The 14684-nt window shown below is 67.4% G+C and carries 14 protein-coding genes; 10 read left to right on the top strand and 4 right to left on the bottom strand.

The window, feature by feature from the left end:
• Positions 1 to 132 precede the first annotated feature (132 nt).
• Positions 133 to 2235: a methyl-accepting chemotaxis protein gene (locus tag AC07WJ_RS03560; protein ID WP_494933141.1), complete on the top strand. Its 2103-nt coding sequence runs from the start codon at positions 133 to 135 to the stop codon at positions 2233 to 2235.
• A gap of 17 nt (positions 2236 to 2252) precedes the next feature.
• Here the strand turns inward: AC07WJ_RS03560 and AC07WJ_RS03555 are convergent, their stop codons facing one another.
• A complete protein-coding gene (locus AC07WJ_RS03555) occupies positions 2253 to 2738 on the bottom strand; it encodes a transcriptional repressor (protein ID WP_494933140.1) in 486 nt (161 codons plus the stop codon).
• Positions 2739 to 2899: 161 nt separating this feature from the next.
• On the opposite strand from AC07WJ_RS03555, the gene AC07WJ_RS03550 reads away from it, so the two are divergent.
• Both AC07WJ_RS03550 and AC07WJ_RS03545 read left to right on the top strand, forming a co-directional pair.
• Positions 2900 to 3688, top strand: coding sequence for a 3-hydroxybutyrate dehydrogenase (locus tag AC07WJ_RS03550; RefSeq protein WP_494933828.1), 789 nt, complete (start codon positions 2900 to 2902; stop codon positions 3686 to 3688).
• Positions 3685 to 4731, top strand: a complete 1047-nt coding sequence (locus tag AC07WJ_RS03545; protein ID WP_494933139.1) for a patatin-like phospholipase family protein — start codon at positions 3685 to 3687, stop codon at positions 4729 to 4731. Before AC07WJ_RS03550 ends, AC07WJ_RS03545 begins: the two co-directional genes overlap by 4 nt.
• Before the next feature lie 23 nt (positions 4732 to 4754).
• Here AC07WJ_RS03545 and AC07WJ_RS03540 read toward each other — a convergent pair whose 3' ends face one another.
• Complete coding sequence (locus tag AC07WJ_RS03540) at positions 4755 to 5189, bottom strand: tellurite resistance TerB family protein (protein ID WP_494933138.1); 435 nt, start codon at positions 5187 to 5189, stop codon at positions 4755 to 4757.
• A gap of 190 nt (positions 5190 to 5379) precedes the next feature.
• Here AC07WJ_RS03540 and AC07WJ_RS03535 point away from each other — a divergent pair, with 190 nt between their 5' ends.
• Positions 5380 to 5733 (top strand): RidA family protein, encoded by a 354-nt coding sequence (locus AC07WJ_RS03535; RefSeq protein ID WP_494933137.1) that lies wholly within the window; start codon positions 5380 to 5382, stop codon positions 5731 to 5733.
• Positions 5734 to 5836: 103 nt separating this feature from the next.
• Here AC07WJ_RS03535 and AC07WJ_RS03530 read toward each other — a convergent pair whose 3' ends face one another.
• Positions 5837 to 7816 (bottom strand): methyl-accepting chemotaxis protein, encoded by a 1980-nt coding sequence (locus AC07WJ_RS03530; RefSeq protein WP_494933136.1) that lies wholly within the window; start codon positions 7814 to 7816, stop codon positions 5837 to 5839.
• A gap of 194 nt (positions 7817 to 8010) precedes the next feature.
• Here AC07WJ_RS03530 and AC07WJ_RS03525 point away from each other — a divergent pair, with 194 nt between their 5' ends.
• From AC07WJ_RS03525 to yidD, 3 genes are all read left to right on the top strand, one after another.
• Positions 8011 to 8889 carry a DMT family transporter gene (locus AC07WJ_RS03525; protein ID WP_494933135.1) on the top strand — a complete coding sequence of 293 codons (879 nt, stop codon included), beginning with the start codon at positions 8011 to 8013 and terminating at the stop codon, positions 8887 to 8889.
• 111 nt (positions 8890 to 9000) lie between these two features.
• Positions 9001 to 10680, top strand: a complete 1680-nt coding sequence (locus AC07WJ_RS03520) for an acyl-CoA dehydrogenase family protein (RefSeq protein ID WP_494933134.1) — start codon at positions 9001 to 9003, stop codon at positions 10678 to 10680.
• Positions 10681 to 10759: 79 nt separating this feature from the next.
• Complete coding sequence (yidD, locus tag AC07WJ_RS03515) at positions 10760 to 11110, top strand: membrane protein insertion efficiency factor YidD (protein WP_494933133.1); 351 nt, start codon at positions 10760 to 10762, stop codon at positions 11108 to 11110.
• Positions 11111 to 11141: 31 nt separating this feature from the next.
• Here the strand turns inward: yidD and AC07WJ_RS03510 are convergent, their stop codons facing one another.
• Entirely contained in the window at positions 11142 to 12302 is a 1161-nt protein-coding gene (locus tag AC07WJ_RS03510) for a trans-sulfuration enzyme family protein (RefSeq protein ID WP_494933132.1), read from the bottom strand.
• A gap of 167 nt (positions 12303 to 12469) precedes the next feature.
• Here AC07WJ_RS03510 and AC07WJ_RS03505 point away from each other — a divergent pair, with 167 nt between their 5' ends.
• The 3 genes from AC07WJ_RS03505 to AC07WJ_RS03495 all read left to right on the top strand — a co-directional run bounded on the left by AC07WJ_RS03505 (position 12470) and on the right by AC07WJ_RS03495 (position 14658).
• Positions 12470 to 13207, top strand: coding sequence for a rhomboid family intramembrane serine protease (locus AC07WJ_RS03505; protein ID WP_494933131.1), 738 nt, complete (start codon positions 12470 to 12472; stop codon positions 13205 to 13207).
• Between the two features lie 94 nt (positions 13208 to 13301).
• On the top strand, positions 13302 to 13715 hold the full coding sequence (locus tag AC07WJ_RS03500) for a hypothetical protein (protein ID WP_494933130.1): 414 nt from the start codon (positions 13302 to 13304) through the stop codon (positions 13713 to 13715).
• 19 nt (positions 13716 to 13734) lie between these two features.
• Positions 13735 to 14658 (top strand): hypothetical protein, encoded by a 924-nt coding sequence (locus AC07WJ_RS03495; protein WP_494933129.1) that lies wholly within the window; start codon positions 13735 to 13737, stop codon positions 14656 to 14658.
• The last annotated feature ends 26 nt before the right edge of the window (positions 14659 to 14684 follow it).

The raw sequence follows: 14684 nt of genomic DNA, 5'->3' as shown, positions 1-14684 counted from the left end.
GCCGCTCGCCGCAGGCGCCGCCCCTGCCCCAGCGTCATAGCCGCCTTTCGTGACGATATTCCGCTACGGAATCTCCGATTTAATCGAAACTTCACCAAGACTTGCTCAGCTGCCCGGTGACAAAAAGAACAGATGGGAACACGGATGCTCGCCTTCAATCTTCGCAGCAAGTTGATCGCCGGTTTCGCTGCCCTCATCGCGATCTCGGCGGCGAGCGCCGGTGTTTCGGTCTGGCGCGCCCAGGCCATTTCGGAGAGCATGGAGAAAGTCGCGGCGGTGCGCTCGCCGACCGCCATTCTCGGCACCCGCATCGTCGACGCGGTGAACCGGACGCAGATTGTACTGCGTGATCACCTGATTGATCCGGACGAAGCCCATGTCAGGCGCTGGGAACAGCTGTGGCGCGACCTCGCCAGGTCCCGCGACGACATGGACCGTTTCGCCACCGATTTCGCCGACGAAAACCATCGCGCCCAGTGGAGGGCGGCCTATCCGCTGTTCGAGGACATGCAGAAGGCCCAGCAGCGCCTGCTGGCGGTCGTCGGCACGGCCGATCATTATCCGGCCCTGACCGCCTATGAGCGCGAGATCGTGCCGCGCCTGCAGCCGCTGGACGAAGCCCTCGGCATCCTGATCACCAAGGAAATCGCCAATCCGGTGGCCTCCGAGCAATTGCTGACCGCGGCGGTGGCGCTGCAGTCGAGCGTCCTGTCCGCCACCCGTCACCTGCGCGGCTTCATTCATCTCGGCCGCGACCAGGACAAGGCCGCGTTCGAGCGGGCCTGGACCGCGGCCGGCGACCGCATCCGCGACATTGGCGGCCTCGCCAGCGCATTGTCGGAGGACCAGACCCGGGCGCTGAACCAGATCCGCTTCGGTTTCCTCTCGGTGCGCAAGGGCTCGGCCGCCGCCACCTCGCTGCGCAGCGGCTCGGGCTGGAACGCGCCGCTTGCCATGATGAACGACCAGGTGGCGCCGCTGACCAATCGCATTCTCGACGCGCTCGAGGGGCCGACCAACGCCGAGGGTGTCCGCCAGGGCGGCCTGATCGACGGCCAGATCGCGCTGCTGACCCAGGACACCCGTCATGCCGCCGACCTGACCAATTCGCTGTCGACCGTGCTGACGCTCGCCGCTCTTCTGTCCCTGGTCGCCGGCCTTGCCATCGCGCTCGTGCTGGCCCGCATGATCGTCAAGCCGATCGGCGGCATGACGGCCGCCATGCAGGACCTGTCGACCGGCAAGCTCGACATCGCCATTCCCGGCCAGGGCCGCACCGACGAGGTCGGCGCCATGGCCAGCGCCATGGCGGTGTTCCGCGATACCATGCGCGACGCCGAGCAGGCCCGCGCCGAGGAACAAAGCCGCCAGGTCGCCGAGGCCGAAAGGCTCGCGCGGCGCAATGCCGTGGCCGAAGCCTTCGTCGCCACGATGAGCGATCTCGCCGCCGGCTTCACCGCCTCCTCCGGCCGGGTCGCGGTTTCAGCCGGCGACCTCTCGGCCACGGCGGAAGAAACCTCGCGCCAGGCCGGGGAAGTGGCGGGCGCGGCCGAAATCGCCTCGATCAACGTCCAGACGGTCGCAGCCTCCACCGAAGAGCTCGCCGCCTCGGTGCGCGAGATCAATCAGCAGGTGCTGAAATCGGCCGAAAGCGCGGAAACCGCGGTCGGCGAGGCCAAGCGTTCGGAGGCGCAGATCCGCGATCTCGCCGGTTCCGCCGACCGCATCGGAGATGTGGTCAACCTGATCAAGGCGATCGCCGACCAGACCAATTTGCTGGCGCTCAATGCGACCATCGAGGCCGCGCGCGCGGGCGAAGCCGGCAAGGGTTTCGCGGTGGTCGCCTCCGAGGTCAAGAACCTGGCCGCCCAGACCGCCCGGGCGACCGAGGAGATCGCCACCAAGATCACCGAGATCCAGGGCGCCACCGCCGCCACTGTCATGTCGATCACCGCGATCGGTTCGACCATCGACACGATCAAGTCGATCACCGCGGCGGTCGCCGCCGCCATCGAGCAACAGGGCGCGGTGACCCACGAGATCGCCGGCAATTGCCAGAAGGCGGCGGCCGCCGCGACCGGCGTCACCGGCACGATAGCCGGCGTCGGCCAGGCCGCCGAAACCACGGGGCGCTCGGCCGGTGAACTGACCGGGCTGGCCACCGACCTCGCCGGCCATGCCGGCACGCTGCAGAACGAGGTTCAGGCGTTTGTCGAGGCGTTGAAGGCCGCCTGAGCGGCTTGCCCGCGACGTCAGCCGCAATGGGCGCAGCGGCCGAACATCTCGACCACCTGTGACGCCGGCCGGAAGCCGGCACCCTGCGCGATCTTGTCGAGGTCGCGCTGAACGCTGGAAGCCGGCGCCTCCGCCACGCAGCCGCAGGCATCGCAGATCATGAACACGACCAGATCCGAGCGGTCGTGCCGGTGCGCGCAGGCGATGAAGGCGTTGCGGCTTTCGATCCGGTGCGCGAGCCCGGCCTCCAGCAGAAAGTCCAGCGCCCGGTAGACGGTGATCGGCGCCGGACGCCGGCCGCTCGTCATATGCATGCGCTCGATCAGGTCATAGGCCCCGACCGGCGCCGGCGAGGCGGCCAGATGTTCCAGCACCTCGCGGCGGATCGGCGTCAGCTTCAGCCGGCGCTCGGCGCAGCGCGCCTCGGCGAAGGCCAGGGCATCGGCCGGCGGATGGCCGTGCTCGCAAGCATGATCGTGGGCCGTTGCTCGGGCTTTCAACATGGCGTTGACTTACTCCAGATCCTGCGGCCGTGGCTATTATCACGACAGCGTGTCGGGCCAAAGCCGCACCGCAGTTCGGCCAATGTTGCAATGCAAAGCGAAACACGCCGTGCCAACATGCCGCGGTCCGGCGTTGGATCGGCGCGACACAGGAGATGGATATCATGGCGTTGAATGGAAAGAGCGCGCTCGTCACCGGATCGACCAGCGGCATCGGCCTGGCCATTGCCAAGGCGCTGGCGCATGAAGGCGCCGACATCATGCTGAACGGCCTCGGCAAGCCTGACGAGATCGAGCAGATCCGTTCCTCGCTCGCCGCCGAGACCGGCCGCAAGGTGCTGTTCACGCCCGCCGACATGACCAAGCCGGCCGAGATCGCCGCCCTGGTGAAATCGGCCGAACAAGGTCTCGGCAAGGTCGATATCCTGGTCAACAGCGCAGGCATCCAGCATGTCGCGCCGGTCGAGGATTTCCCGATCGAAACGTTCGACGCGATCATCGCGATCAATCTGGTCTCGGGTTTCCACCTGACCCGCGCGGTGGTGCCCGGCATGAAGAAGAACGGCTTCGGCCGCATCATCAACATTGCCTCGGCCCATTCGGTGGTCGCCTCGCCGTTCAAGTCGGCCTATGTCTCCGCCAAGCACGGATTGCTCGGCTTCACCAAGACCATCGCGCTGGAACTCGCCACTTTCGGCATCACCGCCAATTGCATCTCGCCGGGTTATGTCTGGACGCCGCTGGTGGAAAAGCAGATTCCCGACACGATGAAGGCGCGCAACATGACCAAGGACCAGGTCATCAACGACGTGCTGCTGACGGCGCAACCGACCAAGAAATTCGTCACCACCGACGAGGTCGCGGCGCTCGCGCTCTATCTCGCCTCGGATGCGGCAGCCTCGGTGACCGGCGCCAACATGCTGATCGACGGCGGCTGGACCGCCGCATGAAGAAGAACGGCGGCAAGCGCATCAATCTCGCGCTGCAGGGCGGAGGCGCCCACGGCGCCTTCACCTGGGGCGTGCTGGACGGACTGCTTTCCGATGTCCGGCTGACCATTGACGGCATTACCGGCGCTTCCGCCGGCGCGATCAACGCGGTGCTGCTCGCCGACGGCCTGGCCGCCGGCGGCGCTGTCGCGGCGCAGGAGCGGCTCTCGGCCTTCTGGAAGGCGACCTCGCTCGACGGCAATATGGGCCCGACCCAGCGCAAGGTGCTCGACCGGCTGTTCTCGGTGGTGCCCTATGAAGGGTCGCCGATGGAAGCCTGGGTCGATTCCATGCAGCGCTTCTTTTCGCCCTATGACCTCAACCCCTTCGACATCAACCCGCTGCAGGACCTGATCCACCAGTTCGTCGATTTCGACCGGCTCGTCGCCTTCAAGGCGTTGCAGGTCTTCATCGCCGCGACCAATGTCCAGACCGGCAAGCTCGCCTTGTTCGGCCGCGACCGCCTGAGCTGCAAGGCGGTCATGGCCTCCGCCTGCCTGCCCATGATGTTCAAGGCCGTGGAAATCGACGGCGTGCCCTATTGGGACGGCGGCTATATGGGCAATCCGCCGATCTTTCCGCTGTTTCGCACCACCGAGGCCGAAGACGTCATCCTGGTGCAGATCAATCCGGTCGTCCGCCAGGAGGTGCCGACCTCGTCCCACGACATCGTCAATCGGATCAACGAGATCACCTTCAACTCGTCGCTGCAGTCGGAACTGCGCGCGGTGGAATTCGTCTCGCGCCTGGTCGCCGAGGGCAAGCTGCCGCGCGGCCGCGGCCCCGGCCAGTATCGGCACGTGAAAATTCACCGCATCGCGCTGGGCGATGTCGTCACCGGGCTGACCGCCAGTTCCAAGACGGTCACCGACTACGACTTCTTCATTCAGCTGCGCGATGCCGGCCGCCACGCCGCCAAGCATTTCCTCGACACGCATTATGACGATCTCGGCGTGCGCAGCACGCTCGACCTCAAGGCCGAGATCGCCGCCGAAAAGGGCTGAACCGGATCGCGGAGGGGGCGCCGTCAGCCGACGTTCGGTCGAGACACGCCGGCGTCCCGGACGCCCAGGAGATCGGCGGCGCGGGCGACCACCGCCTCCTCGAACTCGTGGGCCTTGCCGTCGGCGAGCACCAGGCTCCACATCATCTCGACGATGCGCCGGCGTTCCGCCTCGTCGAGCTTGCGCACCAGGACGGTGGTGAAAGTGGCGAGATCCACCGCTTCGTTCTCGGCATTGGTCGCGGCCTCGATCAGCAGCTCGGTATCGAGCGGCCCCAGCGTGAACCCGCGCGACAGGATGACCTTGAGTTTGGCCATCTCGACCGGCGCGACGTCGCCGTCGACGGTCATGACGTGGACCAGCAGGGCGGCCGCCGCGACCCGGTAGTCCCCGGGCTCGAATGTTTGCTGCCGTTCGCCGGCAATATCCGCGATCAGTGCGAAGAACTTGTCGAGCATGGTGATATCCGGCAGCCTCTCAGGCGTTCTGTAGCCAATCCCGCCGGTCTCAGGAAGAGCTCCGATCGGCCAAGATGCGCCGGCAGCGCATGGCGTCATCCCGGCGCACCGCGCGGAAACAGGTTGGCCCCGCCGGCGGGTCGCGCTACGACACGCGCGCCGCGAGAACGCGGCCCATGGGAGATCAAACATGTCCATCGAGCGCAAGCAGGTCGGCCCCCGCATGAGCGGCGCGGTCGTCCATGGCAATACCATCTATCTCGCTGGCCAGGTGGCCAAGGCCGCGGCCGGCAAATCGGTCAAGGAACAGACCACCGAAATCCTGTCGACCATCGACGCTCTGCTGGCCGAATGCGGCAGCTCCAAGCTGAACCTGCTGTCGGTCAATATCTGGCTGAGCGACATCTCGACCTTCGCCGAAATGAACGCCGTCTGGGACGGCTGGGTGGCACCTGGCCACACGCCGGCGCGCGCCACCGTCGAGGCGAAGCTCGCCGCCCCGCAGTTCACCGTCGAGATCATGGTCGTCGCCGCCAAGGGCTGACCGGCAGCTGGCGCGGGATTGGCGCCGGTTCCGACATGACAAAGCGCGGCGAGATGATCTCGCCGCGCTTTTTTCGTGGACCCGCCTGTATCGGTGGACGGCGTCAGGCCGCGCGCACGCCTTCCAGGAAAGCCCGGATTTCGCGATCCAGCGCCTGCGCCTCCTCGCCGAGACGGCCGGACAGCGCCCGGACGTCCTCGGCGGTCGCCCGCGCCGACTCGGCGGTGCCGCCGACCCGCACCATGGCCTCGGTGCTGCCACGCGCCTCGTCGGAGGCCCGATTGACCGCGCTGGCAATGGTCGAGACCGCCGCGTTCTGCTCTTCCACGGCCGCCGCGACCGATGCCGCGATGCCGCGCATCTCGCCGATGACCGTATTGACCTTGTCGATGGCGGTCACCGCGTCGCCCGAGGCATCCTGGATCGCGCCGATCTGAGCGGCGATTTCTTCCGTCGCCTTGGCGGTCTGCGCCGCCAGGTTCTTCACTTCCGACGCGACCACCGCGAAGCCGCGGCCGGCCTCGCCGGCGCGCGCCGCCTCGATCGTGGCGTTCAGCGCCAGCAGGTTGGTCTGGCCGGCGATCGCCTGGATCAGGTTGACCACCTCGCCGATCCGGGTCGCCGCCTGCGCCAGCGAGCCCATGGTCTGGGCGGTGCGCTCGGCTTCGGTCACGGCGACACCGGCGACCTCGTTGGACTTGGCCGCCTGGGTGGCGATCTCGGCGATCGAGGCCGACAGCTCTTCCGCCGCCGCGGCAGCGGAAGCGACCGAACCGGAGGCCTGTTCCATGGCGCCCGTGGCGTTGGTCGTCTCGCTGGTCACCGCGCCCGACGCGGTCTCCAGATTGTCGGAGGCGCCGTCGAGTTCGCCGGAAGCGCCGCGCAGCGCGCCGAGCGAACGCTCGGCCACGTCCTCGAAACCACGGATCAGCTGATCGACCGCACCCGAGCGCCGGTTGCGCGCCTCGACCTCGGCGATCTGCTCGGCGGCCAGCCGCTCGCGCTCGATGGCATTGTCGCGGAACACCAGGACCGCGCGGGCCATCTCGCCCAGCTCGTCCTTGGCTTCCGTCGCCGGCACGGTGATCGAGGTGTCGCCGGCGGCGAGTTCCCGCATGGCACCGGTAATGCCGCCGATCTGGCGGGTGATGGAGCGGCCGAGCACCAGGCCGACGACACAGCAGAGCAGGATCACGGCGCCGATAATGCCGATGACCAGCATGCTGGTAGCGCTCTGGGCGGCGAGCCTGGCGTCGCTCGCCTCGGTCTTGCCGGCATCGGCCGCGGCGACCAGCTTGTCGGTGGTCTGATCGAGGCTGGCCAGCAGCCGTTCGAGCTCCCAGACCGTCGTCTCGACCGTGCGCGTGCCATCGACGAAGGCGTCGAGCGCCGGCCAGTAGACCTCGCCTGCCTTCATCAGGTCCGACTTCATCGCCGGAGCGATGACCGACCGGCTGACCTCGTTGACGAATTTCGTCCGGGCCTGGCGGAAGCTCTCCAGGTCTTCCTGCGAGCCGCGCAGCATGAAGTCCTTTTCATGCCGGCGCATCTGCAGCACCTGCTCGAGAATGCCGGCGCCGTCGTCGAAATTCTGTGCCACCCGGCGGGCGAGCACTTCGAGCTGCTGGACCGACTCGGTCATGCGGCCGTTCAGGCCGGACCGGTCATCCATGCCCAGCGTCTCGATCGTCGCCTTCATCAGCTCGAAGGCCTGGGCGGCATCGGCGAGCTGCTTCAGCGACTGGTCGATATCGGCCGCGAGCGCAGCCGCCTCCGGTTTCGCCCGGGCGGCGCGCAGCGCCATGATCGCCTCGGCCCGCGCGGTGTTGAACTGCATGGGCGCTTCGCCCTGATAGCGCTCGGAAAAGTCGATCGCATAGAAGCGCAGGTCGCGTACGCCGGTGCGCACCTTCTGCGCATCCTGGGCGAGATTGGCATAGCCGTCATAGGACTCGAAGGCCTGCGCCGCGGAGCGCTGGCCATACCAGGAGGCGACACCCGCCGCGAGGACGCCCGCGATCGGTACCAGTGCCAGCAGCGCGATGCGCAGGCGTATCGAGAGGGCGGGCATACGAATCGACATTGTGGGGATCCCCATGAATTCCGGCGGCGCCACATTCGCGGGGAATAGTTAAAGAACCGCTCATCGAAAATGATTTCGCAATGATTTCATGTGGTTCTACATGACATTACGTAACGCAATTACGCATTGCGGCCATTCGATTGAAAGTTGCGCGGTAGGATAATAGGGTCCGCGCCCATTCGCCGGATCCCACCATGCTCTCGCCCGCCAAGGCCGTGCCGCTCGTCTTCGTCCTGATCTGGTCGACGGGTTGGATCGTGGCCGGGTTTTCCGCCCGTTATGCCGACCCTTTGTGGTTCCTGCTCCTGCGGTTCGCCCTGGCCGCCGCGGTCATCGCCGTGATCGCCGCCGCGACCCGCGCGCCCTGGCCGTCCAGTCCCCGCAGCATCGGCCACGCGCTCGCCTCGGGCGTGCTGCTGCACACGTTTTATCTCGGCGGTGTCTGGTGGGCGGTCCGCAACGGCGTGCCGACGGGAATTTCCGGTATCATGGCCGGCCTGCAGCCCGTCTTCACGGCGCTGCTGGCGCCGGCACTCGTCGGCGAACGCATTTCGCTGAAGCAGGGCCTCGGCGTCGCCCTCGGCTTCGCCGGCATCTTCCTCGTCCTGGCCCCGAAGATCGTCGGCATCGACCGCGCCAGCCTCGAGACCGTGCTGGTCCCGCTCGGCGTCAATCTCATGGCCATGCTCTCGGCGACGCTCGGCACCTTCTACCAGAAGCGCTTCGTATCGGGCGGTGACCTGCGCACGACCACGGTCTGGCAATATGCCGGGGCCGGCATCGCCACGGTGCCGCTGGTTTTAGCCTTCGGCACGGTCGCGGCCGACTGGAACCAGACGCTCGTCCTGACCATGGCCTGGTCGGTGCTCGGCCTGTCGGTCGGCGGGGTCGGCCTGTTCCTCTACCTGATCGGCCGCGGCGAGGTGTCGCGGGCGGCGACCTATATCTATCTGGTGCCGCCGGTCTCGGCGCTGATGTCCTATCTGTTCTTCGGCGAGACGCTCGCCGCCATCCAGCTGGTCGGCATGGCGGTGACGGCGGCCGGCGTCTGGCTGGCGATCCACCGGTCCTGACCGCGGGCTCGCCTTCGCCGCGGCGATACGCGTCGTTAGGCGGATTGCGTCCGCCCCGGTCTGCGCTATTTTGCGACGCAGCATAATGAATTTAGCGCTCGGGAGACCGCCATGAGCCCCGCCCTCGCCCGCCAGGACATGTCGGCCGACCTTCTCGACCTCGCCCGCGGCGCCATTGCCGCAAGCGACGCCATCCTGGCCGATGCGACCACGGCGGTGCGCGCGCTGGTCAGCGAGGACGGACGGATTTCCACCGCGGCGCTGGAGCGCGAGCAGCGCGCCACCCATGGCCTGGCCTGGCTTGCGACCTATGTCGAAAGCGTACGCCAGCTCGCCTCCTATGCCGAGCGGCTGAGCGCCCAGGGCAAGTTCGGCGAGATCGAGGAACTGATCGTTCGGATCGGCCTTGGCGAATATCTCGCCCAGATGCTCGGCGGCATCGCCATGAGCCAGGGCGAAACGGTCCGGCCGACCGATCTCGGCCTGACGCCGACCGATATCGCCAGGCGTTTTGCCGGCGCCGCCGACACGCTGATCGCGTCGGGCAACACCACGGCCAACCGCGCCCGTCTCGCCGTTCTCGTCCAGGAGCGCGAGTCCTCGGGCCATTTCGGTGAGCCGGCGCTCGACGAGACGCTCGAGGCGATCCGCGACGAGATGCGCAAATTCGCGCTCGCCGAGGTCATTCCCTTTGCCCACGAATGGCACCTGAACAACCAGTACATTCCGCTCGACGTCATCGCCAAACTGTCCGAACTCGGCGTCTTCGGCCTGACCTTGCCGGAAAGCTTCGGCGGCATGGGCCTTGGCAAGGAATCGATGTGCGTGGTCTCCGAGGAGCTCTCGCGCGGCTATATCGGCGTCGGCTCGCTCGGCACCCGCTCGGAAATCGCCTGCGAACTGATCCTGGCCGGCGGCACCGATGCCCAGAAGGACAAGTGGCTGCCGCTGATCGCCTCCGGCGAGGTACTGCCGACCGCCGTGTTCACCGAGCCGAATACCGGCTCGGACCTCGCTTCGCTCAAGACCCGCGCGGTGCGCGACGGCGATGTCTACAAGGTTTCCGGCAACAAGACCTGGATCACCCATCCGGTCCGCGCCGACGTCATGACCTTGCTGGCGCGCACCAATCCGGACGAGCCGGGCTACAAGGGCCTGTCCATGTTCATCGCCGAGAAGCCGCGCGGCACCGACGAGGACCCGTTCCCGGCCCCCGGCATGACCGGCGGCGAGATCGAGGTGCTCGGCTATCGCGGCATGAAGGAATATGAGATCGGCTTCGACGGCTTCGAGGTGAAGGCCGAGAACCTGCTCGGCGAGGTCGAGGGCCAGGGCTTCAAGCAGCTGATGCAGACCTTCGAGGCGGCCCGCATCCAGACCGCCGCGCGCGCCGTCGGCGTCGGCCAGGCCGCCATGGATCTCGGCCTGCGCTACGCCCAGGAGCGCATCCAGTTCGGCAAGCCGCTGATCTCCTTCCCGCGGGTCGCCGACAAGATCGCCATGATGGCGGTCGAGGTGATGATCGCCCGCCAGATGACCTATTACGCCGCCCGCCAGAAGGACCATGACCGGCGCTGCGACCTGGAGGCCGGCATGGCCAAGCTGCTCGGCGCCCGCGTCGCCTGGGCGGCCGCCGACAATGCGCTGCAGATCCACGGTGGCAACGGCTTCGCGCTCGAATATCCGGTCAGCCGCGTGCTTTGCGATGCGCGCATCCTGAATATTTTCGAAGGTGCCGCCGAGATCCAGGCCCAGGTCATCGCACGCCGCCTGCTCGACGGCGGAAACTGAACTCCCGGCGGGATGCAATAAGAGCGCAACCAAACCTGCCGATGATGCCCCCCGACGACTTGCGATGGGGGCGGGACGGATGGTGCGCTATGCCGCAGCGGGCTCGATCTTCGTCTATCAGCGATGGGTCTCGCCCCATAAGGGCTTCTGTTGCGCCTATCGGGCCCTGACCGGCGGCCGGTCCTGCTCGGAATATGCCCGCCAGACCGTGCTCGACCATGGTGTCCTGACGCTGACCAGGGCTCTGCCGCGGCAATTCTCACGTTGCCGGCGCGCCTATGCGAGGCTGCTCGCCATGACCGAGGCTTCGGAAGAGACCGGCGAGCAGCAGGACGGCCGCAAGCGCAGCGCCGCCAAGGGATCGGACAGCGGCTGGCTCGACGGCGTCTGCCTCGGCGCGGAATGCCTGGCGCTGCCTTGCGACTGGTGACCGTCGCAAGGCTTGCGCGCCACGCGCCGGCTCAGGCGTTGGCGCCACGCAGCGCCCGGTCGAGATCCTCGTAGAGATCGTCGACATCCTCCAGGCCCACCGACAGCCTGAGCAGGTCGGTCGGGCATGGCGAGCCCGCGCCCTCGATCGAGGCGCGATGTTCGATCAGGCTCTCGACACCGCCGAGCGAGGTCGCCCGCTTCCACAGAGCGACACGCGCCGCGGTCGACACCGCCGCGGTCTCGCCGGCCTTGACCCGGATCGACATCATCCCGGAAAAGCCGCCGCTCATCTGGCGCAGCGCAACCGCGTGCTGGGGATGCGTGGTGAGCCCGGGATAGAGCACGTCGGCGACCAGCGGATGGGCCTTCAGGCGCTCGGCGAGGCTCAAGGCCGCCCGCGCCTGAGCCTCGACGCGCACATGCAACGTGCGCATGCCGCGCATCAGCAGGAACGCCTCGAACGGCCCGAGGATCTGGCCGTGCATCGAACGCACCCGGCGGATCCTGGTCCACAGGTCACTGGTCTCGCGGGTGACCAGCGCGCCGGCCACCACGTCGGAATGGCCGTTCAGATATTTGGTCGCCGCATGCATGACGATATCGGCCCCGAGCGTCAGCGGCCGGGTGAAGACCGGGGTCGCCACGGTCGAATCGACGGCGACGACCGCGCCGACCGCATGGGCCGCGTCGGCGATTGCCGCGATGTCGGACACGCTCCACAGCGGATTGGACGGCGTCTCCAGCCAGACCAGCCTGGTCTTGCCGGGCTCGAGCGCGGCCTTCACCGCGGCCAGGTCGGAGGCGTCGACGAAGGTCGTGCGATAGCCATAGGTCGTGGCATCGTTCATCAGCCAGTTGCGCAGCGCCCAATACATTACCGTCGGCGCGACGATATGCGCGCCGGCCGGCAGCGCCATCACCACGGCAGTGGCGGCCGACATGCCGGAACCGAGCAGGATGGTCTCGGCGCCCTGCTCCAGCTCGGTCAGCAAGGCCTCGCATTGGCGGACCGTCTGATTGTCGGGGCGGCCATAGACGAAGCCGTTGCGATATTGATTGTCCGGATCGCGGATGAAGGTGGTGGCGACGTGGATCGGCGTCACCACCCCATGGGTGCCATGCTCCTCCCAGCCGAGCGCCTGGGCGGCGAGGGTGCGGGGCTTCAACTGCGAGGGCTTGGTCGGCGCCATGATGTCGATCCTGCGAGAGTGCTGACGTCGGAGCCGCGGCCGCGATCCCGAATGGACAAGGCCCCTGACCAATTCCACGATCCGAGACTAGAATTCCTGCATCGTGGATTCAAGAGCGCTGAACGGCGAGGATGACAGCAAACGGCTGCCCAGGCTAACCTTGGGCAATGTTCCTGCCGCTGTCCGACCAGAACCCGCATCGCGCCATCGTCTGGCCCTTCGTGACCTATGGCCTGATCGGCCTGAATGTCGCGATCTTTCTGTTCACCACCGGCCTGGTTCCACCCCAGACCGCCAATGCCAATGCCCTGGGCCTTGGGCTGATTCCCGCCGTCGTGACCAATCAGGCGACGCTTTCGCCCGACCTGACCCTGGTGTCGCCCTGGTTCACCTGGCTGACCTATATGTTCATGCATGGCGGCTGGATGCATCTGATCGGCAACATGCTGTTCCTCTGGGTGTTCGCCGACAATGTCGAGGACGCCATGGGCCATGCCCGCTTCCTCGCCTTCTACCTGATCTGCGGCCTGTTCGCCGCCGCCCTGCACCTGGCGATCAATCCCGGCTCGCAGGCACCGCTGGTCGGTGCCTCCGGCGCGATCTCCGGGGTCCTTGCCGCCTATCTGATCCTGTTTCCGCGGGTCCGGGTGTTCGGCCTCGCCTTCAACGTGCTGCCGATATCGATCCCGGTCTGGCTGGCGCTGGGCGCCTGGATCGTGCTGCAGCTGTTCCACCTGTTCACCGCCCATGGCGGCGACACGGCCTGGTGGGCCCATATCGGCGGCCTGATCGCCGGTGCGCTGCTGGTCGGCCTGTTCAAGAGCCGCGACGTCATGCTGTTCGGCGAAAAGCGCCATTTGCCGGTCAGCGTGCCGCGCATGCCGCTGCGCCGGTCGATCCGCTGATGGCGCCGGCCTTTGCCTTGGTGAATCCTTTCTTCTAAGACCGCATGCAGAGTGCCCGTCGAAACGGCGATCCGGGCCGCGCAGAGGAGACGACATGCAGATCGGCAAGGATACCGCTGCCTTCGTCGCCGGCGGCGCCTCGGCCTTTGGCGAAACCACTGCGCGGCGGTCCGCCAAGCCTGGCGTCAAGGTGGCGGCGTTCGACGTCAACGCCAGGCGCGGCGCGAAGCTCGCAGCCGGGATCGGCGGCCGGTTCCGCCTGGTCGATATCGCCGGCGAGGCTTCCGTCGATGCCGGCCTCATGACCGGCCTGCGTCACACGCCGCTTTCCGACACCGTTTCGCCGGAGTTCCGCCAGTCGTTCGAAGCACAGGTGCCGTTCCCTTTGGGCCTGGGCAAGCCCGACGAATATGACAAGATGGTGGACCCTATCATCGACAACAATATGTTGAACGGCTTTGCCATCCGTCTCGACGGTGCCATTCGCGGCCCCGAAGCGACGGCTTGAACCTTCTGGATCGCCCCTCGTGGATGTTGCGCCCCTCGTCTCGGCCTATCGCTACCGCTACCATGTCCTCGACAGCTACGGGGCGCGGGTCGGCGGACTGACGCGGCCGGCGCCCAGTATCGAGGATGCGTTGCGGCTGGCGGCCGCCGAGCTGAAGATCACCGCCGATCCGCCGACCGAGCTCAGGCGCCGGGCGGTGCAGACCAATATGGAGACGCGCACGGCGCTGCGCGACGTCATCGCGCGCGCCGAGAACGATCTGGCCATCGCCATCACCCGCTACGGCACCGATATCGGCGCGCCGCCGACCGGACCGCATATCGACTTGCGCGCCACGCTCGACGGTCTCGACCGCTCCTATCGGGCGCGTGAACCGGCGCCAGACGATTTCGACGGCTGGTACGACCATCTCGACGCGCAGATCGCCCACCTGGCGTCGCTGGCGGCGCTCGAAAAGGACCTCGAGGCCCAGCGCGGCGGCAGCCCGGTCGCGGTCAAGCTGCCCGACAGCTCGCCCGGCCGGCTGAAATGGTTCCTGGTCGCGATGGTGGCGGCGGCGCTGGCGGCGCTCGGCATCGCGATCTTCACCTCGATCCATCTTCCCGAAACCGCCGCCTCCTTGCCGCAGACCGGACCGGAGGCGCCGCGTGTCGTCCGCACCGTGCCGATCACCGTCACCCCGCAGGCCGAATCGGCGACCGCGCAGCCGTGCCGGACCTTCGAGATCGAGGTCGCGTCCGAGGGCGCGACCTTGCTCGATGCCGCGCAGAACGGCCGCGCCGTCGTGCGCCTGGAGCCGGGCGAAAAGGTTCAGCTGCGCCAGGTCGTCGACCAGGGCCTGACCCGGCTGATCGAGGTGGAGGTTCCCGCGCGCTCCGCCCACGGCTTCATCGCCGAGCGGGAGGCCCGCCTGCCTGTCATGAGCTGGACCTGCGACCGCTGAGCCGAGGCGCGTTCTCCGAACGCCCC

Source organism: Phreatobacter sp. GW821-FHT04C01, assembly GCF_059420385.1.
Note: the sequence above shows the minus strand (reverse complement) of the source record. Positions and strands in the feature narration are given on the sequence as shown.

What these genes read in the sequence shown, in the direction of transcription:
- AC07WJ_RS03560 (WP_494933141.1), top strand. Translation starts at nt 133, where the DNA reads ATGGGAACACGGATGCTCGCCTTCAATCTTCGCAGCAAGTTGATCGCC.
- AC07WJ_RS03555 (WP_494933140.1), bottom strand. Translation starts at nt 2,738, where the DNA reads ATGTTGAAAGCCCGAGCAACGGCCCACGATCATGCTTGCGAGCACGGC.
- AC07WJ_RS03545 (WP_494933139.1), top strand. Translation starts at nt 3,685, where the DNA reads ATGAAGAAGAACGGCGGCAAGCGCATCAATCTCGCGCTGCAGGGCGGA.
- AC07WJ_RS03540 (WP_494933138.1), bottom strand. Translation starts at nt 5,189, where the DNA reads ATGCTCGACAAGTTCTTCGCACTGATCGCGGATATTGCCGGCGAACGG.
- AC07WJ_RS03535 (WP_494933137.1), top strand. Translation starts at nt 5,380, where the DNA reads ATGTCCATCGAGCGCAAGCAGGTCGGCCCCCGCATGAGCGGCGCGGTC.
- AC07WJ_RS03530 (WP_494933136.1), bottom strand. Translation starts at nt 7,816, where the DNA reads ATGTCGATTCGTATGCCCGCCCTCTCGATACGCCTGCGCATCGCGCTG.
- AC07WJ_RS03525 (WP_494933135.1), top strand. Translation starts at nt 8,011, where the DNA reads ATGCTCTCGCCCGCCAAGGCCGTGCCGCTCGTCTTCGTCCTGATCTGG.
- AC07WJ_RS03520 (WP_494933134.1), top strand. Translation starts at nt 9,001, where the DNA reads ATGAGCCCCGCCCTCGCCCGCCAGGACATGTCGGCCGACCTTCTCGAC.
- yidD (WP_494933133.1), top strand. Translation starts at nt 10,760, where the DNA reads ATGGTGCGCTATGCCGCAGCGGGCTCGATCTTCGTCTATCAGCGATGG.
- AC07WJ_RS03510 (WP_494933132.1), bottom strand. Translation starts at nt 12,302, where the DNA reads ATGGCGCCGACCAAGCCCTCGCAGTTGAAGCCCCGCACCCTCGCCGCC.
- AC07WJ_RS03505 (WP_494933131.1), top strand. Translation starts at nt 12,470, where the DNA reads ATGTTCCTGCCGCTGTCCGACCAGAACCCGCATCGCGCCATCGTCTGG.
- AC07WJ_RS03500 (WP_494933130.1), top strand. Translation starts at nt 13,302, where the DNA reads ATGCAGATCGGCAAGGATACCGCTGCCTTCGTCGCCGGCGGCGCCTCG.